The 24,525-nt window shown below is 72.9% G+C and carries 24 protein-coding genes and 1 tRNA gene; 17 read left to right on the top strand and 8 right to left on the bottom strand.

All coding sequences use genetic code 11. The annotated features are described in order from the left end of the window. Nucleotides 1-19 precede the first annotated feature (19 nt). A complete protein-coding gene (locus ELR47_RS16360; RefSeq protein ID WP_130650856.1) occupies nucleotides 20-496 on the bottom strand; it encodes an Rv3235 family protein in 477 nt (158 codons plus the stop codon). Then, the gene (locus tag ELR47_RS16355) at nucleotides 493-1,518 is read right to left on the bottom strand and encodes a hypothetical protein (RefSeq protein WP_130650855.1); all 1,026 of its coding nucleotides are present in this window, start codon (nucleotides 1,516-1,518) and stop codon (nucleotides 493-495) included. Before ELR47_RS16355 ends, ELR47_RS16360 begins: the two co-directional genes overlap by 4 nt. A 256-nt stretch (nucleotides 1,519-1,774) precedes the next feature. Here ELR47_RS16355 and ELR47_RS16350 point away from each other — a divergent pair, with 256 nt between their 5' ends. The 4 genes from ELR47_RS16350 (at nucleotide 1,775) to ELR47_RS16335 (ending at nucleotide 4,256) form a co-directional block, all read left to right on the top strand. Then, entirely contained in the window at nucleotides 1,775-2,419 is a 645-nt protein-coding gene (locus tag ELR47_RS16350) for a sigma-70 family RNA polymerase sigma factor (RefSeq protein WP_276319911.1), read from the top strand. Beyond that, entirely contained in the window at nucleotides 2,416-2,679 is a 264-nt protein-coding gene (locus tag ELR47_RS16345) for a zf-HC2 domain-containing protein (RefSeq protein ID WP_130650853.1), read from the top strand. The genes ELR47_RS16350 and ELR47_RS16345 overlap by 4 nt, the downstream gene beginning before the upstream one ends. 97 nt (nucleotides 2,680-2,776) lie before the next feature. Continuing rightward, the gene (locus tag ELR47_RS19010) at nucleotides 2,777-3,736 is read left to right on the top strand and encodes an NAD-dependent epimerase/dehydratase family protein (RefSeq protein ID WP_130650852.1); all 960 of its coding nucleotides are present in this window, start codon (nucleotides 2,777-2,779) and stop codon (nucleotides 3,734-3,736) included. 58 nt (nucleotides 3,737-3,794) lie between these two features. Further along, the gene (locus tag ELR47_RS16335; protein ID WP_130650851.1) at nucleotides 3,795-4,256 is read left to right on the top strand and encodes a transcriptional regulator; all 462 of its coding nucleotides are present in this window, start codon (nucleotides 3,795-3,797) and stop codon (nucleotides 4,254-4,256) included. Nucleotides 4,257-4,283: 27 nt separating this feature from the next. On the opposite strand, the gene ELR47_RS16330 is transcribed toward ELR47_RS16335, so the two are convergent. Further along, nucleotides 4,284-4,673, bottom strand: coding sequence for a hypothetical protein (locus tag ELR47_RS16330; RefSeq protein ID WP_130650850.1), 390 nt, complete (start codon nucleotides 4,671-4,673; stop codon nucleotides 4,284-4,286). Between the two features lie 392 nt (nucleotides 4,674-5,065). On the opposite strand from ELR47_RS16330, the gene ELR47_RS16325 reads away from it, so the two are divergent. Further along, complete coding sequence (locus ELR47_RS16325) at nucleotides 5,066-5,269, top strand: sigma factor-like helix-turn-helix DNA-binding protein (RefSeq protein WP_130650849.1); 204 nt, start codon at nucleotides 5,066-5,068, stop codon at nucleotides 5,267-5,269. Nucleotide 5,270: 1 nt separating this feature from the next. Continuing rightward, nucleotides 5,271-6,713, top strand: coding sequence for a sensor histidine kinase (locus tag ELR47_RS16320; protein ID WP_130650848.1), 1,443 nt, complete (start codon nucleotides 5,271-5,273; stop codon nucleotides 6,711-6,713). A 154-nt stretch (nucleotides 6,714-6,867) separates the two neighbouring features. Here ELR47_RS16320 and ELR47_RS16315 read toward each other — a convergent pair whose 3' ends face one another. From ELR47_RS16315 to ELR47_RS16300, 4 genes are all read right to left on the bottom strand, one after another. Next, nucleotides 6,868-7,119, bottom strand: coding sequence for a WhiB family transcriptional regulator (locus ELR47_RS16315; RefSeq protein ID WP_130650847.1), 252 nt, complete (start codon nucleotides 7,117-7,119; stop codon nucleotides 6,868-6,870). Nucleotides 7,120-7,531: 412 nt separating this feature from the next. Next, nucleotides 7,532-8,440 carry a diacylglycerol/lipid kinase family protein gene (locus ELR47_RS16310; protein ID WP_165404146.1) on the bottom strand — a complete coding sequence of 303 codons (909 nt, stop codon included), beginning with the start codon at nucleotides 8,438-8,440 and terminating at the stop codon, nucleotides 7,532-7,534. Nucleotides 8,441-8,448: 8 nt separating this feature from the next. Then, complete coding sequence (locus ELR47_RS16305; protein ID WP_130650845.1) at nucleotides 8,449-9,573, bottom strand: cystathionine gamma-synthase; 1,125 nt, start codon at nucleotides 9,571-9,573, stop codon at nucleotides 8,449-8,451. 11 nt (nucleotides 9,574-9,584) lie between these two features. Then, nucleotides 9,585-11,063, bottom strand: coding sequence for a cystathionine beta-synthase (locus ELR47_RS16300; RefSeq protein ID WP_130650844.1), 1,479 nt, complete (start codon nucleotides 11,061-11,063; stop codon nucleotides 9,585-9,587). Between the two features lie 211 nt (nucleotides 11,064-11,274). Here ELR47_RS16300 and ELR47_RS16295 point away from each other — a divergent pair, with 211 nt between their 5' ends. Next, on the top strand, nucleotides 11,275-12,090 hold the full coding sequence (locus ELR47_RS16295) for a DUF1206 domain-containing protein (RefSeq protein WP_130650843.1): 816 nt from the start codon (nucleotides 11,275-11,277) through the stop codon (nucleotides 12,088-12,090). Nucleotides 12,091-12,174: 84 nt separating this feature from the next. Further along, nucleotides 12,175-12,822, top strand: coding sequence for a class I SAM-dependent methyltransferase (locus ELR47_RS16290; RefSeq protein WP_165404145.1), 648 nt, complete (start codon nucleotides 12,175-12,177; stop codon nucleotides 12,820-12,822). A gap of 120 nt (nucleotides 12,823-12,942) precedes the next feature. Here ELR47_RS16290 and ELR47_RS16285 read toward each other — a convergent pair. Beyond that, a tRNA-Arg gene (locus tag ELR47_RS16285) sits at nucleotides 12,943-13,017 on the bottom strand. 178 nt (nucleotides 13,018-13,195) lie between these two features. On the opposite strand from ELR47_RS16285, the gene ELR47_RS16280 reads away from it, so the two are divergent. The 9 genes from ELR47_RS16280 (at nucleotide 13,196) to ELR47_RS16240 (ending at nucleotide 24,436) form a co-directional block, all read left to right on the top strand. After that, the gene (locus ELR47_RS16280; RefSeq protein WP_205745323.1) at nucleotides 13,196-13,564 is read left to right on the top strand and encodes a response regulator transcription factor; all 369 of its coding nucleotides are present in this window, start codon (nucleotides 13,196-13,198) and stop codon (nucleotides 13,562-13,564) included. 150 nt (nucleotides 13,565-13,714) lie between these two features. Continuing rightward, nucleotides 13,715-15,496, top strand: a complete 1,782-nt coding sequence (locus ELR47_RS16275; protein ID WP_130650840.1) for an arginine--tRNA ligase — start codon at nucleotides 13,715-13,717, stop codon at nucleotides 15,494-15,496. After that, nucleotides 15,418-16,803, top strand: a complete 1,386-nt coding sequence (gene lysA, locus ELR47_RS16270) for a diaminopimelate decarboxylase (RefSeq protein ID WP_370469409.1) — start codon at nucleotides 15,418-15,420, stop codon at nucleotides 16,801-16,803. The genes ELR47_RS16275 and lysA overlap by 79 nt, the downstream gene beginning before the upstream one ends. Nucleotides 16,804-16,836: 33 nt before the next feature. Then, entirely contained in the window at nucleotides 16,837-17,727 is an 891-nt protein-coding gene (locus ELR47_RS16265; protein ID WP_130650838.1) for a GNAT family N-acetyltransferase, read from the top strand. Nucleotides 17,728-17,817: 90 nt separating this feature from the next. After that, nucleotides 17,818-19,119: a homoserine dehydrogenase gene (locus tag ELR47_RS16260; RefSeq protein WP_130650837.1), complete on the top strand. Its 1,302-nt coding sequence runs from the start codon at nucleotides 17,818-17,820 to the stop codon at nucleotides 19,117-19,119. Continuing rightward, the gene (thrC, locus tag ELR47_RS16255) at nucleotides 19,116-20,213 is read left to right on the top strand and encodes a threonine synthase (protein ID WP_130650836.1); all 1,098 of its coding nucleotides are present in this window, start codon (nucleotides 19,116-19,118) and stop codon (nucleotides 20,211-20,213) included. Before ELR47_RS16260 ends, thrC begins: the two co-directional genes overlap by 4 nt. A gap of 75 nt (nucleotides 20,214-20,288) precedes the next feature. Beyond that, nucleotides 20,289-22,172, top strand: a complete 1,884-nt coding sequence (locus ELR47_RS16250; protein WP_165404144.1) for a DUF4012 domain-containing protein — start codon at nucleotides 20,289-20,291, stop codon at nucleotides 22,170-22,172. Between the two features lie 142 nt (nucleotides 22,173-22,314). Then, a complete protein-coding gene (locus ELR47_RS16245) occupies nucleotides 22,315-22,698 on the top strand; it encodes a hypothetical protein (RefSeq protein WP_130650834.1) in 384 nt (127 codons plus the stop codon). A gap of 130 nt (nucleotides 22,699-22,828) precedes the next feature. Next, nucleotides 22,829-24,436, top strand: a complete 1,608-nt coding sequence (locus ELR47_RS16240) for a sugar transferase (RefSeq protein WP_130650833.1) — start codon at nucleotides 22,829-22,831, stop codon at nucleotides 24,434-24,436. Nucleotides 24,437-24,525: the final 89 nt, after the last annotated feature.

Here is a 24,525-nt window from a genome sequence, read left to right as displayed (position 1 = left end):
GGACGCCTGACGCGGTGCGTCAGGCGTCCTCGCCGGCCAGGACCTCGTCGAAGCTGTCACGCGGCCGCCAGTCGGGCGGCAGTGTCGCCGTCGTCAGCGGAGCGAGTCCGGACTCCGGGGCGGTGAGCTCCACCGCGCGCCACTGACCGAGGTGTCGCTCGATGCGCACGGCGACGGCGGTCGTGCGGGGTCCGCAGCGCACGAGCACCGCGGCCTCGCAGACCCGTGGGGTCGGGGAGGTGGCCCGGACGCGGACGACGCGGCCCAACGGCGCCCGCCTCGGCGCGGGCGGCAGCTGGTCGGCCAGGCGCTGGTAGACGCTCGGAGACACCAGCGGCTCGAGCTGTCGCAGCGTGCGCCGCCCGGCGCGAACCTCGAGCCAGGCGCGCACCAGCAGGCCGGCGAGCCGCTGCGGGTCGGGCGCCGCGGGGCGTCGAGGGCCGCGACCGGGCCGCCCGGCGGGTGGACGGCCCGGTGCGGGTGCGGTGGGCTTCATCGTCGGTCCTCCTGCGCGTCGGGATCGATGCCGTAGGTGGTGTCGGGCCCACGCCCGAAGCGGGAGGGCAGGGCCTCCGAGAGGGGCAGCCCGGCCACGACGTACTCGTGCTGGTGTCGTCGCAGCCAGACGACGTGGTCCTCGTTCCCCTCGGCGGTGGTACGCCGGATCGAGGCCAGGACCGGCCAGCCCGCGGTCTGCTGCAGTCCGCGTAGTTCGGCGTCGACGAAGCCGGCCGTGTGCAGGGCGGCCTGCGCTGCCGGCCAGTGCTCCCGGTCGATCTCTTCGGTGACGGGCGGCGAGGTCGGGGTCAGCTCGGGCGGCGGCAGGTCCCACGGGGCGCCGGCCGGCCGCGGCTGGTCGCCGGACTCGTCGACCGGGACCGCCAGCCGGCGCAACGTCACGCGGTGCGGGTCGCCGGTCTCCAACACGGTGGCGACCAGGGTGACCACGGCGGCGCCCTCGCTCTCGCGCTCGATCGCCTCGACCACCAGGTGTTCGGCGTAGTGGCGTTCGTCGGGCGTGGCGGGCAGCGGCAACTCCAACACGGGTGCGACGCCGGTCAACCACGCCCGGGCCACCGCGAGCGCCACGACGACGGCACCACCGTCACCAGGCCGGTCGCGGTAGCCCCCCCACTGCTCGACGACCAGCTCGTCCAGCGCCAGCGCACCGGTGTGGTCGGTCTCCCCGGATCCGTCCGTCCCCGATCCGTCCGTCCCCGACCCGCCGTCGGCGCTCGTCGTCGGTGCGGTCGTCGCTCGCTCGTCGCCGGGGTCCGGCGCGGGAGCGGTCCCGGGCGGCTCGTCGATCGCCGGTGCGGTCGTGGTCGCGTCGGGGGTGGTGGACCGCTCGGGTGCCGTCGCAGCGTCGGGCTCCCCGGCGGCGCCACGCCAACCGACGAGGACGGCGACCAACACCCAGGGGACGGCCGCCATCATCAGCAGCCGGTGCACCCGTCGCCGTGGGGGCGGGTCGTCGGCGTCGGGCACGTCCATCCAGTCGGGCAGTTCGTCGCGCATCGGTGCAGGCCTCCTCGTCGCGCCGGCACGGCGTCTGGTGCGGGCGTCGGTGGGGGCGACGCGACGCCCGCACCGGGCCGCCGTCGGGGCGAGGACAACGTAGGCGGGGGAGCGATGGATGGCAACGAAAAGACGCGAAAAGATGTGAAGAGGACCGATGTGACATCGAGAACCGCCGTGGTACCCGGCGGTCGTGGCCAGTCGTCACCCGACCCGCGTTACGCTGGCGTACCCCGTCGCAGGAGCGCCGTCGCGCGTGAGTGATCTCCCCGCTGCCGAGATCGGCGACGGCCGGCAGGCCGACGGCTCGATCGCCCGCGCCGAACTGTCGGAGAGCGAGCGCCGGGAGCGCTTCGAGTCCGAGGTCCTGCCGCACCTCGACCGGCTGTACTCGGCCGCGCTCCGCTACACCCGCAACGGGGCCGACGCTGAGGACCTGGTGCAGGAGACGGTGGTCAAGGCCTACCGCTCGTTCCACCAGTACCGGCCGGGCACCAACCTCAAGGCCTGGCTGTACCGGGTGCTGCACACCACCTACATCTCGATGTACCGCAAGGCCCAGCGTCGGCCGCAGGAGGACCTGCAGGAGACGCTGGAGGACTACTCGTTCTACGACGAGATCGCGCGTTCGGGCGGACGCTCCGCCGAACGCGAGGTGCTCGAGTCGCTGACGGCGGACGAGGTCAAGCAGGCGCTGGCGGACCTGCCCGAGACCTTCCGGCTCGCCGTGTACCTCGCCGACGTCGAGGGCTTCGCCTACAAGGACATCGCCGAGATCATGGACACCCCGGTCGGCACGGTGATGTCGCGACTGCACCGGGGAAGGAAACAACTGCAGCGGGCGTTGTCCGGCTACGCCCTCCAGCGGGGCCTGATCGACGAAGCGGAGGTGGACGCGTGAGTGCCGGCAACGTCCCCGACTGCGGCGCGCCGTGCCAGGAGGCGCTCGCACAGCTCGAGCGCTATCTCGACGGCGAGCTCCCCGACACGACGCTCGAGCAGATCAAGACCCACCTGGTGGCCTGCTATCCCTGTACCGATCGGGCATCGTTCGAGGAGCAGTTGCGCGCGATCGTGCGCCGTGACTGCGTCGACGCCCCGCCGCCGTCGCTGCTCGTGCGCATCCGTGAGCACCTCGCCACCGTCGACGACGAGCGCTGACGACCGCCCGCGCGGACCGCGACGTCGGCTCACCGGGCCGGGCCACCGACGCCGCTAGGCTCCGGGGCCGTTGGCGTCTGGCAGTCGAGGGTTCGCCGTGTCCGATCGTCCCGTCGTGGTCACCGGCGCCGCCGGCTTCATCGGTTCCAACCTGGTGCTGCGGCTGCTCGAGGACGGTCACCGGGTCATCGGGGTGGACGACCTCTCGACGGGCGCGCTCGGCAACCTCGCGGTGGCGAGGGAACGCCACGCCGGGCGCTTCGAGTTCGATCGCCTCGACATCCGCCAGGGCGGTCTGCCCCGCCTGTTCGAGCGCCTCGACCCGGAGGTCGTGTTCCACCTCGCGGCGCAGGTCGACGTGCGTCGCAGCGTCGAGGACCCGGTCCACGACGCCTCGATCAACGTCCTGGGCACCCTGGCGGTGCTCGAGGCGTCCCGTGCGGTCGACGTGCGCAAGATCGTCTACGCGTCCTCCATCGGGTCCTACGGCGAGCCGAGCGAGCACGAACTGCCCGTCGACGAGTCGTTCGACCGGCCGGCACTCTCGCCGTACGGGGTGTCCAAGCGCGTGGCGATGGACTACCTGCGCTCCTACGAACTGCTCCACGGGATCGACTGGACCGCGCTGACGCTGGCCAACGTCTACGGCCCGCACCAGACCACCGCGGGCGAGGGCGGGGTCGTGGCGACCTTCGCCGGTCGCATGCTGGCCGGGCAGCCCTGCACCGTGTTCGGCGACGGCGAACAGACCCGGGACTTCGTCTACGTCGACGACGTCGTGCATGCGCTGGTGCTGGCCGCGGACCGGGCGCCCGGCCGACGCCTGTTGATCGGGACGGGGGAGCGCACCAGCGTGCTCCAGCTGTTCCGTGCCCTCGCCGCGGCGACCGGCTACCCGCACGAGCCGGTGCATGCGCCCGCTCGCGACGGCGAGGTCCACCACAGCTGTGTCGACGCCAGGGCGGCGGCGCGGGAGCTGGGCTGGAAGCCGTGGACCACCCTCGAGGAAGGGCTGGCCGCGACCCTGGCCTGGGCGGCTGGCACATCGCGCGCCTGACCTGCCCCGCCGCGCACGGTGGCCGGATACCTTTCGCGCTCGAACGGCGGAGGCAACGGTGACGTACACCCACGAGGTCGGCGAACGGTTGCGGCGTGTGCGCATCGACCGAGGGCTGTCACTGCAGGACGTCGAACGCCGCTCCGACGGCCGGTGGAAGGCCGCGGTCATCGGCTCCTACGAGCGCGGTGACCGCAACATCACGGCCACCCGCCTGCTCGAGCTGGCCGAGTTCTACGGCGTCGCGCCGGGCGAGATCCTGCCGGGCGAGGCCCCACCGCGGCATCCCGACGAGGCGGCGGGACTCGTGATCGACCTGGAGCGGCTCGACGCGCTGGGCGACGGCTGGCAGGCGTTGCGGCGCTACTGCGAGTCGATCCAGGTGCAGCGGGGCGACTTCAACCGCCGGGTGCTCTCGGTCCGCGGCGACGACCTGCGGGCGCTCGCGGTCATCCAGGACGTCCCGCCCGACGAGTTGGTCGAACGCCTGCGCGAGCTCGGGGTCCTGCAGGACGCCTGAGACGGCTCGCGGCGGTACCCGGTCCGCTCAGTTCTGCTCGCCGGCGACCTCGTCGCACAACGGGCTCTCGCTCACGGCGGGCTCGGTCGCGTCGTCGCACGCCTCGGCCAGGAACACGTGCGGCTCGACGTCCCCGAGCGCGTCGGGGTGCTCGGCGGACGCGGCCGTGAACGACGCGATGTCGTCACAGGCCGCCACGGCCGCCATCAGTGCGGCCTGCCCGTCCTCGGCCGTCTCGGCGTCGGCGAACGCCTGCTCGCAGGCCTCGCCGGCCGCAGCCGGGTCCTGTTCGGCCGTCTCGTCGTCCCGCGGCGGTGGCGCGTCGCTGGCGTCGGTCTCCTCCGGACCTCCCGAACAGGCCGCCAGGAGCAGGCCCGCGGCGCAGGTGGTGAGCAGTCGGGAACGGCGCAGGCGCATGGTCGCGATACCCCCGGGGGTCGGCGTGCGATCGGGCAGAGCCGCAGCATGGCCGCGCACGCGAGCGCGCGCAGCCGCCGGCAGCGTCCCGATGGTCGGGGTGGCGGTGCCCGGCTCGGCCATCGGTCGGTGCGGCTACCCTGCCCCGCATGGACGATTCCTCGAAGCGTGGATCCGGTTCCGGTGGCCGAAACGGTCGCCGGAACGCCGGCGACGGTGCCTCCCGCGGTGGTGGGGGCACGCGCGGCGGCGCCCGGGGTGGTGCCGGAGGCGGGCGTGGAGGTGCCGGTGGGCAGGGGGGTCGTCACGGCGCCCCCGCCGGCCGCCGCGGTGGCCGCTCCGCACCGACCGAGAACGAGACCGTCAGTCAGCTCGCCGGTCCGCTCGAGAAGGTGCTCAAGCGGCTCCCGGAGACCCAACGCCGGGTCCTCGAGCTGCGCATGGGGCTGACCGACGGGCACCCGCACGACCTCGCCGACACCGCCCGCACCCTGGGGCTGTCGATGAGCGAGGCCCGTGACATCGAGAAGCGCGCCTTCGAGCACATCCGCGAAGCCGTACCGCTGCAGCAGTTGCAGCGCTTCCTGCCGCGCTGACGTGTCGTCGCTCCAGGAGCTGGTCGAGAACCACGGTGGCCTCTTCGGCGCCGCGGTCGACACCCTGCAGGCGATCGTCTCCGACTGGCAGATCCTCGCCGACCTGTCGTTCGCGGACCTGCTGATGTTCTGTCGCGACCCGTCCAGCGGTGAGCTGACGGTCGTGGCGCAGATGCGCCCCTACACGGCGCAGACCATCTACTACGACGATCTGGTCGGGACCGTCTTCGGCCCGCAGGAGCGGTCGGCCGTCCAGCGCGCCTTCGACGGCGGACGGATCGTCCGTGACGGCGAGCCGGACTGGTCCACCGGGGTGCCGGTGCGCGAGGAGGCGATCCCGGTCCCCTTCGAGGGCGAGGTCATCGCCGTGGTCACCCGGGAGGCCAACCTCTCGATGGTGCGCGCGCCGTCCCAGCTCGAGCTGACCTATCTCCAGGTCGCCAACGAGCTGTCCAACATGCTCGCCGACGGTTCGTTCCCCTTCCCCGGCGAGGACCCCGAACGCGAGCTCGCCCCCCGGGTCGGTGACGGCCTGCTCCGGGTCGACCCGAGCGGGACGGTCGTCTACGCGTCCCCGAACGCGATCAGTGCCTACCGGCGACTCGGGGTCGTCGACAACATCCTGGGCCGCAACCTCGGGGACTTCGACCTCGACGACGTTGCCGTGCTCGAGGCGTTGGCGGACGGGGAACCGCTCGAGTCCGAGGTGGAGGCCAGGGGCGCGGTCGTCCTGCGGCGTCTGCTACCGCTCACGCGTGAGCACCACGTCCTGGGGGGCCTGATGCTCATCCGGGAGGTCACCGAGCTGCGGCGTCACGAGCGATTGCTGCTCTACAAGGACGCCACGATCCGCGAGATCCACCATCGCGTGAAGAACAATCTGCAGACGGTGGCGTCACTGCTCCGGCTGCAGTCGCGGCGGTTGACCTCCGACGAGGCCCGCGACGCGCTGGGGGAGTCGGTCCGCCGGATCTCCTCGATCGCCCTCGTGCACGAGACCCTCTCGCAGGACTCACGGCAGCGGGTCAGCTTCGACAAGGTCGCGCAGCGGCTGATCGACATGCTCTCGACCGGCCTGACCGATCCGGAGCGGCCCGTGCGCATGCTGCTGGACGGCGGTGCGGGTGAGCTGCCCGCCGAAGTGGCCACCCCGCTCGCCCTGGTGCTCTCGGAGCTGTTGCAGAACTCGGTCGAGCACGCGTTCCCGACCCGCGGTGGCGACATCGTCGTCGCACTCGAGCGACGTTCGGCGAGTCTGCACCTGGAGGTGTGTGACGACGGCGTCGGCGTCCCCGACGGCTGGTCGCTGGAGCGCGATGCCAACCTCGGGCTGCGGATCGCCGCGACCCTGGTGGAGTCCGAGCTCGGCGGGACGCTGGAGGTGCGCCGACGCACCGACGCGACGGGAACGGTCTGCGAGTCCCTGCTGCCCCTGCCCCGCTGAGGCCGCCCGGGCCGTCCGTCGCCGGACACGCGTCGACCCCGGTCCGCGTGGCGCCGTCGGGGCGCCGCACGGTTGCCGGGGTCGTCTCGCGTGCTGCGGGTGCGGGTGCATCGTGGGCCCGTCCTCGCGTCGTTCGCGCGGGGCCCGCGTCGTGTCAGCTCGCCATACGGCGGCGGCGCTGACGGGCACGCTTGAGGGTGCGGCGCTCGTCCTCGGTGAGGCCGCCCCAGATGCCGGCGTCCTGGTTGGTGCTCAGTGCCATCTCGAGGCACTGCTCACGGACGTCACAACGGGTGCAGACCCGCTTGGCAGCGTCGGCCTGCTCGACCGCCGGGCCGGTCGTCCCGATCGGGAAGAACAGCTCCGGGTCCTCGTCGATGCACGCGGCGCGGCTTCGCCAGTCCATGGGTCTTCTCCCTGTCGACGTCGCCGAGGTCCCCGGGCACGCCTCGGGGCCGGGCGACGGAGAACGTCAGGTGGGTGGGGTGGGTGGGGCCGGGCCCGAGCAGGAGGCGACCGCCAGGTGGCCTCCGCCGTGTGAACTCGCGAAGAACTCGCTCACCGAGGGGGACCTGCGGGGCACGGCCGTCGGCTTGTGAACGAATTCTCGAACCCGGAACGGGACCGTAACGTTCCTGGAGCACAAGTCAAGGGGTTGGTCGGAGGAGTGCTTGCCGTTGCGTGCAGGCGAGCGATGACCGCACGAGCCGGGCCGGGCGCCGAACGCGACGCGGGCCGCCTGTGCCGATTGGCCCGGAACGCGGCGTTGGGAGGGGCCAGGCAGCGGACAGCCGCGACTGCGGCGCGGACGACGACGCTCAGGCGAGCACGCGGAGCGCGTCCGGGACGGCCGCGAAGGTCACCTGGAGGTGCTCACCGGAGTAATCACCGTCCACCATCAGTGGCAACGGCTCGGGTGACGAGAGGGTGAACGCCGCCAGGTCGTGGACGTAGTCCAGGCCCTTGGCCCGCACGTGCTCGCCGTCGCGGAAGACCCGGTTGAGGATGCGCAGCAGCGCGACGGTGGACACCCGCCGGATGCCCACCAGGTCGAGGCCGAGATCGAACGACGCCCGGGGGTGGACGTGCATCGGCCGCGGCCCGAGGAAGGTGTAGGGATCGGTGTTGGCCACGACCGCCACCAGGTACGGACCCGCGACGCTGCCGTCGGCGTGGTGCAGGGTGATGCGCGGGCATCCGCGGCCTTCACCCACGAACCACTCGCGGGTCGTGGAGGCCACGAAGGCGGCCTGACGGAACACGCGTTTGACCTGCGGGTGCTGTTCGACGTGGCGGACGACCGCGGCGTCGAAGCCGAAGCCGGCGTTGAACCCGAACCAGCGCTCGTTGGCCCGTCCGAGCGTGATCCGGCGGGTGCGGTCGGCCCGCAGGTGCTCGAGCAGGACCGAGGTCGCCGCGACCGCGTCGTTGGGCAGCCCGAGCGAGCGCGCGAGCACGTTCGCGCCCCCGCCAGGGATGATCCCGAGCCGGACGTCGGTGCCCACCAGTGCCTGCAGGACCTCGTTGGCGGTGCCGTCGCCGCCGAGGGCGAACACCGCGTCGACCCCTTCGTGCACGGCGCCGGCGACGATGTGCGTCGCATGTCCGCGTTGCTTGGTCGGCTGCACGTCGAGCTCGACCGCCGACGCCAGCGCCGAGGCGATGACGTCACGGACCCGGTCGTCGGTCGTGGTCGCGTTCGGGTTGAACAGCAGCAGCGCGCGCACCGGGCCCGTCAGTCCAGGGCCGTGGCGAGGTCGGCGAGCAGGTCGTCGACCGACTCGATGCCCACCGAGATGCGCAGCAGGTCGTCGGCGACCTCGAGGTCGGTGCCCACCACCGAGGCGTGGGTCATGATGCCGGGGTGCTCGATCAGGCTCTCGACGCCGCCGAGCGACTCGGCCAGGAAGAACAGGCGCGTGCCCTCCGCGACACGGCGGGCGGCCTCGACCCCGCCGGCGACCCGGAAGCTGATCATGCCGCCGAACCCGGTCATCTGCCGGGCCGCGAGCTCGTGACCCGGGTGGTCGGACAGACCCGGGTAGAGGACCTGCTCGACCCGGTCGTGGTCGGCGAGGAACTCGGCGATGCGGCCGGCGTTGGCACAGTGGCGGTCCATGCGCACACCGAGCGTCTTGATGCCACGCAGGGTGAGCCACGAGTCGAACGGGCCGGGCACCGCGCCGACGGCGTTCTGCAGGAAGGCGAGGTCGGCGGCGGTCTGCGCGTCGGTGCACGCCGCGCCCCCGACCACGTCCGAGTGCCCGCCGAGGTACTTGGTGGTGGAGTGCACCACCAGGTCGGCACCGAGGTCGGTGGGGCGCTGCAGGTAGGGCGTGGCGAAGGTGTTGTCGGCGACCAGCCAGGCGTCCCGGTCATGGGCCAGCTCGGCCAGCGCGGCCAGGTCCAGCACCTTCAGCAGTGGGTTCGAGGGCGTCTCGGCCCACACGAACCGGGTGGTCGGCCGGAAGGCCGCCGCGACCGCGTCGAGGTCGGTCAGGTCGACCGCGGACACCTCGATGCCGTAGCGGGCGTGCACCTTGCTGATCAGGCGCCACGTGCCGCCGTAGACGTCGTTGGCCATGACGACGTGGTCGCCGGGAGCGAGCAGGCGCAGCACCGCGTCCTCGGCGGCGAGACCCGAGGCGAAGCACACCGCCTGCTCGGTTCCCTCGAGGCTGGCCAGGCACTCCTGCAGGGCGGTGCGCGTCGGGTTGCCGGTGCGGGCGTACTCGTAGCCGGTGTGCTCACCGACGCGGGGCTGGGCGAAGGTGGAGGTCTGGTAGATCGGGACCACCACCGCGCCGGTGCGCGGCTCGGGTTCCTGACCGACGTGGATGGCGCGGGTCTCGAACTGCATCGCGGAAGCCTTCAGCGGGTGGCGAGGAACGTCAGCAGGTCGGCGCGGGTGAGCACGCCGACGGCGCGGCCGGCGTCGTGCACGACCACCGCCGGCGCGCCCGTGGCCAGGCCCGCCAGCACGTGGTCGAGCGCGTCGTCGGTGGCGGCGGTCGCCAACGGGGGCTGCATGACCTCGATGACCGGCTTGCTCATCGCCTCCGGGTCGCGCAGCGCCGCGTCGAGCAGGGCGTTCTCGCGCACCGAGCCGAGGATGTCGTCGGCGGTCGCGTCGTCGTGGACCCCCTCGCGGAACACCGGCATCTGGCTCACGCCGTACTCCTTGAGCAGCGAGATCGCCTGGGACACCTGCTCGCCCGGGTGCAGGTGGACCAGGGGCGGCAGCTCGGCGCCCTTGGCGTGCAGCACGTCACCCACGGTGCCGGCACCCGAGGCGTGCTCGACGAACCCGTGCTCGGCGAGCCAGCGTTCGTCGTAGAACTTCGACAGATAGCCGCGGCCCGAGTCGGGCAGCAGGACGACGATGGTCGCGTCCTCGGGCTGGTCCCTGGCGTACTCGAGCCCGGCCCACAGCGCCGTCCCGCACGAGCCACCGACGAGGATCCCCTCCTCACGGGCGCAGCGGCGGGCGGTCAGGAACGAGTCGCGGTCGCTGACCCGGTACCAGTGGTCGACGATCGCCGGATCGAAGGTCTGCGGCCAGAAGTCCTCGCCGATGCCCTCGACGAGGTAGGTGTGGACCTCGTCACCGGAGTACAGCGAGCCCTCCGGGTCGGCACCGACGATCTGCACCGACGCGTTCCTGTCCTTCAGGTAGCGCCCCACGCCCGTGGCGGTCCCGCCGGTGCCGACGCCGCACACGAACGCGTCGATCAGCCCGTTGGTCTGTCGCCACAGCTCCGGGCCGGTGGAGAACACGTGGGTCTGCGGGTTGGCCTGGTTGAAGTACTGGTTGGGCTTGAACGCGTTGGGCTGGGCGGCGAGCCGGTCGGACACCGAGTAGTAGGAGCGCGGGTCGTCGGGTTCGACCGAGGTCGGGCAGACCACCACCTCGGCGCCGTAGGCCCGCATCAGCGAGATCTTGTCGGTCGAGACCTTGTCGGGCACCACGAACACGCACCGGTAGCCCTTGCGGGCGGAGGCGATCGCGAGGCCGACGCCGGTGTTGCCGGAGGTCGGCTCGACGATCGTGCCCCCGGGATGGAGCACCCCGGCCGCCTCCGCCGCCTCGATCATCGCGATGCCGATGCGGTCCTTGACGCTGCCGCCCGGATTGAGCATCTCGAGCTTGGCCAGCAGCGTCGGGCCGACGTCCTTCGACAGCCGGTCGAGGCGCACGAGCGGCGTGTCGCCCATGAGCGCGAGCAGGTCGGGTGCGACCTCCCGCCCGCGTTCGTCGACGTGCCGGCGCGGTCCTGCCAGCGGATCGTGGTCGATGCCGACCGTGCGGGAGTACAGGGAACGGTCGGACACGTCGAGGGGGGCGGACATGCAGGCCTCGCAGGCGGTCGGTGCGCCCGACGGCGCGACCCCGAGGGTCGACCCGTGCCGTCGCGAACCGTCGTGAGCGCGGTGGACACACCCGAGCGTAGTGCCCGGCCCGACCGCGACCGACACGCGGACGGGACGTGTGCCCGTGACCGGCCGGCCGGCCTCCTGCCGGTCCTGTGCTATCGATGCACCCGAATGCAGGAGGAGTGGCATGGCCAGTGCGACCGCGGCGGGAGGCCGGCGCAGCGTCGATCGCCTGGCGCGTGCCGGCTTCACCGCGAAGGGCGTGCTCTACGCCGTGCTGGGTGTGCTCGCCGTTCGGTTGGCGGCCGGTAGCGCGCCCGAGGAGGTGGACCAGCAGGGGGCCATCACCCTCGTGGCGCGGCAGCCCTTCGGTCGCGCGTTGGTGACGGTGCTCGCGCTCGGCCTGAGCGGCTACGCGCTGTTCCGTGCCTGGCAGAGCGTGCGGGGCGCCTCGGCGCGCGTCAGCTCGCTGCCGGGCTGGCTCGCGCGGCTGACGTTCGCCGCCCGGGCGGCGTTGTACGGGACCCTCGCGGTGCTGGCCTGGTGGGAGGCCTCGGGTCAGGGCCACGGGGCCGAGGGCGCCGAGGAGAGTCTGACCGCCCTCGCCCTGGCTCGACCGGGGGGACGGCTGGCCGTCGCGGCGGTCGGGTTCGGGGTGCTGGTGGTCGGGGTGGTCCAGCTGCGCGAGGCGTGGAGCGCGGCCTTCCGCGACCACGTCGACGTGCAGGCACTGGCGGGTCGCACCCGCCGTCGACTCGAGTTCGTCGGTCGCGTCGGCTACGCGGCCCGGGGGGTGGTGTTCCTGCTCGCCGGTGGCTTCGTGGGGCTGGCGGCCTGGCGGCACGACCCGGAGGCCGGCGTGGGTCTCGACAACACGCTGCAGCAGGTGGTCGAGGCGCCCTACGGCCGTCTCCTGCTCCCGTTGCTCGGCGTCGGCCTGGTCGTGTTCGGCGCGTTCTGCCTGGTCGAGGCCCGCTACCTGCGGCCCGTGCACGCGGACTGAGTTCCCGGTGTCCCGGCGGCACGGCCCGGTAGCGTGCGCGCCGGCCGTCGACCGCGGCCGCCGCGTCGTTGCGAGGGGGTCCCGGTGACGGATGTCGAGGTCACGCCGGACGGTTCGCCGGTACCGATCTACCTCGCGATCCCGGCGGAGCGCGACTTCGCCCCGGTGCTCGACGACCTCTACCCCGGCGCGAGCGTGCTCGACCTGGGATGCGGGGTCGGACGGCTCGCCAACGAGCTGGCGCGACGCGGCCACGAGGTGGTCGGGGTCGACGAGTCCGCCGAGATGCTCGCCCACCTCGCCCCGGGCGTCGAGGGCGTGCAGGCCCGCATCGAGCAACTCGACCTCGGCCGCCGCTTCTCGGCGGTGGTGCTGGCCAGCCACCTGGTCAACACCGCCGACCGCGACGAACGGCGCGCCCTGCTGCTGGCCGTCGCCCGACATCTGGCCCCGGGTGGGTCGGCCTACCTCGAGCACTGGAACCCGGCGGCGATCGACGACCTGCGTGACGGTGAGGGCACGGCCGGCGAGGTCACGCTGCGGTTCCGGCTGCTCGAGCAGCGCGGGGCGAGCTTCGACGCCGCAATCACCTACGTGCTCGGCGAGCGGGAGTGGACCCAGCACTTCACCGCGGAGGTCCTCGACGAGGACGGGCTCGACGCCTCGCTCGCGCAGGCCGGACTCGAGCGGTTCGGGCGGCTCGACGAGAAGTGGTTGCTCGCCACGCACTGACGCCACACACACGGACGCCACCAGCACGGACCGCTCGCCGTGGTTCCCGCCGACCCCCACCGACGACGGCGGCGCCGGAACGCACGAACGGCCGTCGAGCATCGCTCGGCGGCCGGCCGGTGGTACCCCCGGTAGGAATCGAACCTACGCTTCTGGCTCCGGAGGCCAGTGCTCTATCCACTGAGCTACGGGGGCGGGTCGTTCGCGACGGCGCGGGGCCGCACCGGCACCAGCGTTCGCGGACGCACACCGTAGCACGCACGCCAGACGGCCCGAACGCGCGGCCCGAGCGCACCGGCACGGCGGTCGGGGAGACGCGACCTGACACGCGTGTCGACGGGATAGCGTTCGCGCCCGGAGGTGAGGGGCCTTGGTGCGCGTGCTCGCTGTGGACGACGATCCCACCATCCTGCGTCTGCTCCAGGTGAACCTGGAGATGGAGGGGCACGAGGTGCTGCTCGCTGACAACGGGCGGGTGGCGCTGGACACCATCCGTGCCCAGCAGCCCGAGGTCGTCCTGCTCGACGTGATGATGCCGGAGATGGACGGGTTCCAGGTCTGCGAGGCCGTGCGCGCCGACCCCGAGCTGACCGCCACCCCGATCGTGTTCGTCTCGGCGCGGGCCCAGCAGGCGGACCTCGACCGCGGTTTCGCCAGCGGTGCGGACGCCTACATCACCAAGCCGTTCGACCCGGTGGACCTCGTCGAGACCATCGAGCGGCTCGCGGCCGGCCGCCGCTGACGGGCACACGGTGCACGTCGTGGCCGCCGACCCGTAGGCTGCCCGCCCGGTGCGTCCGCGGCGCGTCGCCGACGTCGGTGCCCGACGCCCGTCGTCGTCCTGCGGCGATCCCGAGTTCCTGTCCGTCCCCTCTCCCGCCGGAGCGTCGCCATGGCCCGCCCCGAACTGCTCGACCCCGTTCTCGCCGACCTCGCCGGCCGGATCCGATCGGCGCTGGGAGCGGCCGGCCTGCCCGAGGCGGACCCCGATCTCGAGCGCCCACGCCAGGCCGAGCACGGGGACTGGGCGACGACCGTTCCGCTGCGGCTGGCCAAGCCGGCCAAGCGCCCGCCGCGGGAGATCGCGCAGGCCATCGTCGACCACCTCGAACTGCCCGACGCCGTCGAGGCCGTCGAGATCGCCGGGCCCGGCTTCGTCAACTTCCGGCTCGCGCACCGCTACCACCAGGACCTGGTCCGGCACGTGATCGCGCAGGGGGAGGCGTTCGGTCGCCGCCACCGCGACGCCCGGGAGCGGGAGACGATCAACCTCGAGTTCGTCTCGGCGAACCCCACCGGCCCGCTGCACGTCGGCGCCGGTCGGTGGGCCGCCGTCGGCGACGCGATCGCCGCCCTGCTCGAGGCCGACGGGCACGAGGTGACGCGCGAGTACTACGTCAACGACGCGGGGGAGCAGATCCGGCGCTTCGGGGAGTCGGTCGTGCTCACCGCCCGCGGACTGCCGCTCGGCGAGGGCCACTACCGCGGCAGCTACCTGCCCGAGCTCGTCGAGCAGGTGCGGGCCGAGCACGGCGAGGACGTCTTCGAGCACGTGCCCGACGCCGACATCGAGCTCGGTGGTGGGGTCGAGCACGACGGTGCCGGCGAGGACGGGCTGGTCGAGGACGCCGCGACCGGCGCCGACCCGCGGATCGACCCTCGCATCGGCGCCCGGGTCGGGGTCCTGGCCGTCGAGGCGATGCGCCAGCGCATCGCCGGCCAGATGCACCAGCTCGGGGTCGACTTCGACGTGTGGTTCTCGGAGCGCACCCTGCACGACACCGGGTCGATCGACGCGGCGATCGCCCAGCTGACCGACGACGGACGCACCTACGAGTCCGAGGGCGCGACCTTCCTGCGCACCAGCGAGTTCGGGGACGACAAGGACCGCGTGATCGTGCGCTCCGACGGTCGCCCGACCTACTTCGCGGCCGACTGCGCCTATCTGCGCGACAAGTGGGCCCGCGTGACCGGCGGCGACGCCGGTGGGGGCGGGCGGCTGTACTACCTGCTCGGGGCCGACCACCACGGCTACGTGGGACGGCTGCTCGCCGCCGCGGAGTGCCTGGGCATCCCGCGCGAGCGGGTCGAGATCCGCATCGGCCAGCTGGTGAACCTGCTGCGCGGTGGGGAACCGGTGCGCATGTCCAAGCGCACCGGCGAGATGATCGCCCTCGACGAGGTCGTCGACGAGGTCGGCGCGGACGTGACCCGGTACCACTTCCTGCGCCAGGGCCTGGACACGATGGTCGACTTCGACCTCGAGGTGGTCGCGCAACAGTCGATGGAGAACCCGGTCTACTACGTGCAGTACGCCCACGCGCGCATCAACTCCCTGGTGCGCACCGCTGACGAACGCGGCTTCGAGGCGGGTGCGCCCGAGGACGCCGAACTGTCCCGGTTGACCCACCCGGCGGAGGTCGAGCTGCTGAGCGCCATGGCCCAGCTGCCGATCGTGGTCGACGACGCCGCCGAGCTGCGCGCCACCCAGCGCCTGGCCCGCTACGCCGAGGACCTGGCCGCGACCTTCCACCGCTTCTACACCGAGTGCCGGGTGCTGGTCGAGGGTGACGAGGCGCTGAGCCGGGCGCGCTACTGGCTGGCGGTCGCCGCCCGGCAGGTGCTGGCCAACGCGCTGGGCCTGCTGCGGGTCACCGCCCCGGAACGGATGTGACGATGACTGCCGGACCCTGGCCCCTGACGGCCGAACGGGACGCCGACGGGGGACTGCACGTCGGTGGTGTCGCCCTGTCCGAGCTCGCCCGCGAGCACGGCACCCCGCTGTGGGTCGTCGACGAGGCCGACCTGCGCGAGCGGTGCCGCACCTACCGCGCGGGGTTCCCGGGTGTCGAGGTCGCCTACGCGTCCAAGGCGTGGTGCACCACCGCCGTCCTGCAACTCGTCGACGAGGAGGGCCTGCTGGTCGACGTCGTCTCCGGTGGGGAGCTGCACACGGCGCTGGTCGCGGGGGTGGACCCGTCGAGGATCGTGCTGCACGGCAACAACAAGTCGCTGGTCGAGCTCGACCGGGCGCTCGAGGTCGGCGTCGGGCGCATCGTGGTCGACTCGTTCGAGGAGCTCGACCGGCTCGAGCGGCTCGCCGCCGCGCGCGACACGATCGCGTCTGTCTGGCTGCGCATCACGCCCGGCATCGACGCGCACACGCACGAGTACGTTCGTACCGGACACGACGACTCGAAGTTCGGGTTCACGCTGTCGCTCGGTCTGGCCGACCGCGCCGTCGCCCGCGCCCGGGACCTCGAGCACGTCGAGGTCGTCGGCCTGCACGCCCACATCGGCTCGCAGATCTTCGGTACCGATCCGTTCGTCGCCAACGCCGAGGTGATGCTCGACCTGCTCGCCCGCTGGCGCGACGAGCTCGGCGTGACGCTGGCCGAGCTCAACCTCGGCGGCGGCATGGGCATCCGCTACACCCACGAGGACCATCCGGTCGAGGTGGCGCGCTACGGCGAGGCGGTCCTGCACGCGGTGGACGAGCGGTGCCGGCGACGGGGACTCGAGCGGCCGCGGTTGGTGGTCGAACCCGGCCGCGCGATCGTCGGCCCGTCCACGCTCACCCTCTACGAGGTCGGGACCATCAAGGTGCTGCCCGGTCTACGGACCTACGTCAGCGTGGACGGGGGCATGTCCGACAACATCCGTCCGGCGCTCTACGACGCCGAGCACGAGGTGGCGCTCGCCAACCGGCTCGGGGCCGACGACCCGATCTCCACCACGGTGGTGGGCAAGCACTGCGAGTCCGGTGACCTCGTCCGCGAGCACGCGTCGTTGCCGGCCGACGTGGCCGTCGGGGACCTGCTCGCCGTCGCGGCCACCGGTGCCTACACCGAGTCGATGGCGTCCAACTACAACCGTCTCCCGCGCCCCGCCGCCGTGCTCGTCCGCGACGGCCAGGTCCGCACGATCATCCGACGCGAGACGCTCGACGACCTGGTCGCACGCGACGTCCCGTTGCGCTGAGCGGCGGGGACTCCGAGCTGGAAGGACGAGGCCGTGGGCGGCAGCGGAGGTCTGCGCCGGGTCGACGAGCGGTTGGGCCTGGCCGTGCTGCGCACGTCGCTGTCGGGTCGGTCGCTGGTCACCTACGCACGCGACCACGTCAGCGTCCGGACCCCGTCGCGTCCCGACTTCCGCGACGGCAACACCCTCGACCTGCTGGCGGTGCCGACCCCCGACGACCTCGAGCGCTGGACGACGCGCTTCGACGAGACGATCGGTGTCCTCGGTGCCCGGCAGGCCCGCCTGCGGTGGGAGGTGCCGCTGCCCGACGACGCGCCGCCGGCCGCTCCGACCCCGGACCCGGCGTTGCGACGCGCGGCCGACGTGCTGGGGTTGCACCTCGAACCCCTGACCGTGCTGCTGCTCGACGAGCTGCACGCCCCCCCGGCCGCGCCCGTCACGATCGCACCCGTCCCGCCGCCGTCGGCGGTGGACCCGCAGCCGACCGACCGTCGTTGGCACGCGGCGACGGTGCTGTACCGCTACGACGCCGACGACGTCGGTGATCCCGAGCGGTGGCGGGCCTGGGACGAGGAGTTCGTCGCCTGGAGCGTCGACGTGCAGCGGGAGCTCGCGACGGCCGAGCGCGCCCAGGTGTGGGTCGCGCAGCGGCACGGTGCTCCGGTCGCCCGCGCCACGCTCGTCCACGACCGCCAGGGGCTCGCGGCCGTCGAGGACGTGATCGTCCACCCCGTGCACCGGGGGCTCGGGGTCGCCGCCGCGCTGACCCACGCCGCGGTCACCGGCCATCTGCACCTCGAGCCCGACGCACGCGTCGGGGTCGGTGCCGAACCGGGCGGACGTGCCGAACAGATCTACCGCCGCCTCGGCTTCGTCCCGCACGCCACGGTCTGGACCGCGACCGGCCGTCACCTGCGCCCGTAGGCTCGGCGTGTCCCGCGGACGGGCACGGGCGGGCTGGTGCGCACGGATAGGCTCGCGTCCCTCTCGCACCGTCGACACGAGGCACGCCCCTTGGACCGTGTTCTGCGCATCGGCCTGCTCGGCTGTGGCACCGTCGGGGGCGGTGTCGTCACGCTGCTGTCCGGCGAGGTCGACGACATCACGGCCCGGACGGGCGCGCGTCTCGAGGTGGTCCGCATCGCGGTCCGCGACCTCGACAAGGCGAGCGCCCGGGGACTGCCGGTGTCCCGGGACGTCTTCACCACCGACCCCTCGGCCGTGGTCGAGGACCCGGACGTCGACGTGGTCGTCGAGGTGATGGGTGGGCTCGACCCCGCGGGGGGCCTGATCCGTCGGGCCCTCGAGCTGGGCAAGCCGGTCGTCACCGCGAACAAGGAACTGGTCGCCGACGCCGGGCCGGAGCTGTACGAGGCCGCACGGGCTGCCGGTGTCGACTTCGCCTACGAGGCCGCCGTCGCGGGGGCGATCCCCATCATCCGCCCCCTGAAGGAGTCGCTGGCGGGCGATCGCGTCACGCGGGTGGTCGGCATCCTCAACGGCACGACGAACTACATCCTCACGAAGATGAGCGAGGAGGGTGCCGACTACGCCGAGGTGCTGGCCGACGCGCAGAGGCTCGGGTACGCCGAGGCCGACCCGACCGCCGACGTCGGTGGCCACGACGCCGCCGCGAAGTGCGCGATCCTCGCCTCGTTGGCGTTCGACACCGTCGTGCATGCCTCCGACGTGTTCCGCGAGGGCATCGCCGCCATCACCGCCACCGACCTGCGCGTGGCCGACCGGCTCGGCTACGTCGTCAAGCTCGTCGGGATCGCCAGCGAGGTCGACGACCGGGTCGGCGCCCGCGTCCATCCGGTGTTCCTGCCCAAGGAGCACCCGCTGGCCAGCGTCCGTGACGCGTTCAACGCCGTGTACGTCGAGGCCGAGGCCGCCGGTCAGCTGATGTTCTACGGCCGTGGGGCCGGCGCGATGCCGACCGCCTCGGCCGTCGTCGGCGACGTCATCGACGTGGCGCGCAACCTGCTGCAGACCGCCCGCGGCGCCGCCGAGTCGGTGCACCGCGCGAAGGCGATCCGCCCCATCGAGGACCTGCAGACCCAGTACTACGTGCTGCTGGCCGTCGACGACCAGGCCGGCGTGCTGGCCGACGTGGCCCGGACCTTCGGTGACCACGGCGTGTCGATCGCGCAGGTGTGGCAGGAGGGTGCGGGCGACTCGGCCCAGCTGGTGCTGATCACCCACCGGGCGCGGGAGGGCGACCTGCAGCAGACCGTCGGTGCCCTGGCCGCGATGACCAACGTCCGCAGCGTCGCCAGCGTGCTGCGGGTCGAGTCGGAGGTGTTCGCGTCATGACCGGCCTGTCCGTCCCCGGATCCGGCGCCGAGCAGCGCGGCCCCCACGTCTGGCGGGGCATCATCGAGGAGTACCGCGACCGCATGCCGGTCACCGACGCCACGCCGGTCGTGACCCTGCGCGAGGGCGGCACCCCGCTGATCCACTCGGAGGCGCTCTCGGCGCTGACCGGGTGCGAGGTGCACCTGAAGTTCGACGGTTCCAACCCCACCGGTTCCTTCAAGGACCGGGGGATGACCATGGCCATCACCAAGGCCAAGGAGGAGGGGGCCGAGGCCGTCCTGTGTGCCTCGACGGGCAACACCTCGGCCTCCGCGGCCGCCTACGCCGGCAAGGCCGGGCTCACCTGCGGGGTGATCATCCCCAAGGGCAAGATCGCCATGGGCAAGCTCGCCCAGGCGTTGGTCCACGGTGCCAAGGTGATCCAGATCGAGGGCAACTTCGATCAGGCGCTGACGCTGTGCCGAAAGCTGGCCGACACCTATCCGGTCGGGCTCGTCAACTCGGTCAACCCCTACCGGATCGACGGCCAGCGCTCCGGTGCCTGGGAGATCGTCGACCAGCTCGGCCGGGCGCCCGACGTGCACTGCATGCCGGTCGGCAACGCCGGCAACATCACCGCCTACTGGCGTGGGTACCGCGAGTACGCCGCCGACGGGCTGACGGGGGGCCTGCCCGTGATGCGGGGCTACCAGGCCGCCGGAGCGGCACCGCTGGTGCTCGGCCACCCGGTCGAGAAGCCGCAGACGATCGCCACCGCGATCCGCATCGGCAACCCCGCCTCCTGGGAACCGGCCGTCGAGGCCGCCCGGGACTCGGGGGGCTCGATCCGCTCGGTGACCGACCGCGAGATCATCGCCGCCTTCCGTCAGCTCGCCCGCGCCGGCGTGTTCGCGGAGATGGCCTCGGCCTCGTCGGTCGCCGGACTGCTGCAGTTGCACGCCGCCGGGGAACTGGAGCCCGGGCAGACGGTCGTGTGCGTGCTGACCGGGCACGGGCTCAAGGACCCGGAGTGGGCGATCGCCGGGGCGGCCGACCCGGTGACCATCCCCGCGGAGCTCGACGCCGCAGCCCGCGAACTCGACCTCGTGTAGCCGCGGGCCGGCGGTCGACACCGCGTGACGGCAGGACCGGCGCTCGACGCTCCGGGCACGAAAGGGACAGCGGAGGTGCGAACTCGCCGCGCGCGGCTCGTGGTGGCCCTGGGGGCCGTGCTCGTGGTGTGGGGGGTCGCCGCGGGAGTCCTGGCCGGGACCGCGGCGCTCGAGTTGCGCGAGACCCGTGCACAGCTGTCGGCCACGGAGCGTGCGCTGCGCTCGACCGACCTCTCCGGTGCGCGCGCCTCGCTGGCACGGGCGACCGAGGGGGCCGGAACGGCCGCCTCCCGGCTCGGCTCCCCCCTGCTGGCGCCGGCCCGTGCGCTGCCGGTGGTCGGTGACGACCTGCGCTTCACGGTGCGCCTGAGCGAACGGCTGCACGAGGTCGGTGCACCGGCCACCGAACTGCTCGCGGTGGCGTCGGCGATCGTGCACGACGAGCGTGACTCGGGCGGCGTCGGGGTCGTCCCGGTGGCCTACGTGCAGGAGCTCACGCCGCCGTTGCGTGCCAGTGCGCTCGCCCTGCGACGGGCGGTCAACGACGTGGGAGCCACGGCGGAGCACGGGCTGCTCGGGCCGGTGCTCGACGTGCGCACCCAGTTCCTCGAGGTCGCCGGCCCGGCCGCCGAGCTGCTCGAGCAGGCCGCGGACGTCGCCGAGGTGGTTCCCGGATTCTTCGGCGCCGACGAGCCGCGTCGCTACCTGCTGGTGGCCTCGACGCTCTCGGAGCTGCGCGGGTCCTCGGGCCTGCTCGGTTCCTACGCGCTGCTCGAGGTCAGCGACGGGGCACTGCGTTTCGGGGAGTTCCACGACAGCGGCGACGACCCGTGGCTGGCGCGCGAGGTCGGGGGTCCGGCGGACTGGTACGTCGAGCGCTGGAGCCGCGTCGGCGCGTTGCGGCACTGGCACAGCGCCAACTTCACCGCCGACTTCCCGAGCGCCGCGCGCACCGTGCTCCAGCAGTGGGAGGCCCGCGGCAACGAGCCCGTCGACGGGGTGATCCTGGCCGACAGCCGGACGTTCGTCGGGGTCGCCGAGCGTTCTGGCGGGCTCGACGTGCCGGGGATCGGCACGCTCGAGCCCCATCGGGTGCAGGAGTTCGTCGGCGTCGAGGCGTACGGCGTGTTCGACGACCAGGAGCAGCGCAAGGCCGTGCTCGGCGCGGTCGCCGCCGCGACCTTCACCGAACTGCTCGCCCTGCTCGAGGACGAGGACGTGGTCGCGACCGCCGAGCTGCTGGCCGGGCTCGCCCGCGAGGGCAGCGTCCGGGTCTACTCGGTCGACGAGGACACCCAGCGGGTGTTCGACCAGGTCGGGGTCGGCGGCGCACTGGCTGCGGCGCCGCAGGAGTTCGCCGGGATCCTGGTCAACAACGTGGCCGGCAACAAGGTCGACTACTTCGGCGAGCGACGGGTCCACCACGAGGTGTCGCTCCGGCCCGACGGTGGAACGCGTGCGCGCATCGAGGCGACGTTCACCAACACCGCACCGACCGACGGGCTGCCGGACTACGTCCTCGGCCCGACCGTGGACCACCTCGGTCCTGGCGACAACGAGTCGCTGGTCACCTTGGTGTGCGGCACCGGCTGCCAGATCCTGCACGCACCGGGGGGTGCGCCCGCCCGCGGGAACGAGGCCGGTGCGACGGCCGTCGACGTGCGACTGCAGGTCCCCGCCGGCACGTCGCGCTCCCTGAGCTTCACGACCCAGACACCGCACGGCTGGCAGCGACGCGACGACGGCGGCATCGAGGTGCCCGTGCGGCACCTGCTGCAGACGACCGTCCCCGGGGTCACCTACACCATCGAGGTGCGGGTACCCCGCGGCTACTGGCCCGTGGACCTGCCCGAGGGTGCCGAGCACGCCGACGGGCGGGTCCGACTCGACGGGCACGGCGTGGGAGACCTCGAGGTTCCCGTGCGCTTCGCCCGGCTGGCGGCCGCCGGGGGGAGCTGAGGCCGGCCAGCGGCCTCGGCCGTTCGGTCATGCGGACAGGGACGGCGGCCGACGAGACGCACTGCTACGTTCCGGTCGGTCCGGACATGTTCTTCGCTGCGTTCCGGGTGGGTCCTCACGGACTCCAGAACGACTCAGAACGATGATCGGGGACGGCATGCGTCGACGGCTGACGGGGCTCGGAGTGGGGGCGGTCCTGCTGTCCTTCTCGGTGGCGCCAGCGGCCGTGGCACAGGTCGAGCCCTGCTATCCGGTGCCCGTCGAGGGTTGCCCGACCGACGACGGCGGGCTGGAGACCCCGCCCGAGGTCGACGACGAGGTGCTCGACGCACCTCCGCTCGAGGGCAGTTCCCCGGACGGTCCGGAAGGAATCGGTGACGGTGGGGTACCCGTCGCCGTCGGTGACGGTGAGCTGAGTCGGACCGGCGGGGACGCCGGCACGCTCACGGCCGTCGCGTTCCTCCTGCTGGCGGCAGGTGGCGTACTGCTGCGTCGGCTGACTCCCAGCCGCGTGCGCGGGAGCTGATCGCAAACCACGAGCTGACGCCGGAGCGTTCGATTCGAACCACGTGGCTGCTTCCGTCGGGATCCCGGCGGGTACCTCACCCACGCGTTCGTCTCGCACACGGGCCGGCTCTCGTACGGGGACGGGCGACATGCACCAGGAACGACGGTTCTTCGTCGACCCACCGGGTTCGCTCGGTGGCGTCCGCGACGACTACCCCCGGCTGGTCACCACCGACGACCTCGACCGGATCGAGGCGTCGGATCTGATCGAGGCACCGGAGGGCCCCGCCGCCGATCCTGCGGCGACGGAGCGGACCGAAGCCGAGGGGACCTCGCGAGCCCTGCCCCTGCGGCGCATCCTCGTGTTCGCCGACGCCGCGGCGTTGCTGGTGGGCTGGCTGGTCGCCCAGTTGGTCTTCGACCTGCGCACGGCGGGGGCGGAGACGGCGCCGGGCGGTCTGCGCGTGCTGGCCACCGTCGTCTTCGGGGTCGCGGCCGGGTTGTTCCTGTTCTCCGCCAACGGCCTGTACCGGCGCCGGGTCTGTCAGGTCCGCAGCGTCGAGGTGGCGCGGCTGCTCCGGGTCGTGGCCATGCTGACCGCACTGGCCGCCGTCGTCTCCGGCGGCGCCGGCACGGAGACGGCCATGCTCGTCGCCGGTACGGCTGCCGGCGTCTGGACCCTCGTGCTGCTGGTGGAACGCGGGTTCCTCCGGGAATGGATCCAGGGCTGTCGCGCGAGCGGCGAGTTCCGCGCGCCGGTCGTCGTGGTCGGCGCCGGCGACGACGCGCTGGCCACTGCGAGCTTCCTGGCCGAACATCCGGTACTCGGCTTCGACGTGTTGGGTGTGGTCGGACCGGTGCCACCTGGCACACCGGAGGGGCCGGCCTGGCTCGGCGACCACGAGGACGTCCGTGACGTCGCCCTGACGCACGGTGCCACCGGTGTGGTCGTCGATGGTGGCAGCCTCACGGGACGGCAGCTCAACGACACCCTGCGCCAGCTGGCCGACACCGACCTGCACGTGCACCTCTCGAGCGGTCTGCGTGGGGTGGACTGGCGGCGGATCACGGTCTCGCCGCTGGCCGACGAGACCTATCTCCACATCGCGCCCACCCGACTGAGCCAGGCGCAGCGGCTGGCCAAGCGGATCCTGGACGTCGGGGTGTCGGCGGGCGTGCTGCTGCTCGGTCTGCCGTTGCTCGCGGTGATCGCGCTCGCGGTCAAGGTCGCCGACGGCGGGCCCGTGTTGTTCCGTCAGACCCGGGTCGGTCAGGACGGCGAGCCGTTCACGGTGCTGAAGTTCCGCACGATGGCCGTGGACGCCGAGCGTCGCCTCGCCGAGCTGCAGGCGGGCAACGCCCGTTCCGGACCGTTGTTCAAGCTCGACCGGGATCCGCGGGTCACCCGCGTCGGACGGCTGCTGCGGGCGACCAGCCTCGACGAGATCCCGCAGCTGTTCAACGTGCTGGGCGGGTCGATGAGCCTGGTCGGGCCGCGTCCGGCGCTGCCGGAGGAGACCGTCCACTTCGACCCGGAGCTGGCCTCACGCACCCGGGTCAAGCCGGGCGTGACCGGGCTGTGGCAGGTCGAGGCACGGGACCTCGCGAGCTTCGACCTCTACCGGCGCTACGACCTGCTCTACGTGGAGAACTGGTCGCTCTCGCTCGATCTGGCGGTCATCGCCCGGACGGCGACCTCGGTCGTGGTCCGCGGCCTGCGTGCCCTGGTCCCGCAGCGGGGCGCGCCGCTCGAGTAGCCGGCGACCCCCGGGGGCGGTCGAGGACCGGTCCTCGGCGTCGGCTGGGTCGCGGTCTCGCGAGGACCACGCCGTCGCTACGCTCCGCG

The organism is Egicoccus halophilus, assembly GCF_004300825.1.
Taxonomy (GTDB): domain Bacteria; phylum Actinomycetota; class Nitriliruptoria; order Nitriliruptorales; family Nitriliruptoraceae; genus Egicoccus; species Egicoccus halophilus.
Note: the sequence above shows the minus strand (reverse complement) of the source record. Positions and strands in the feature narration are given on the sequence as shown.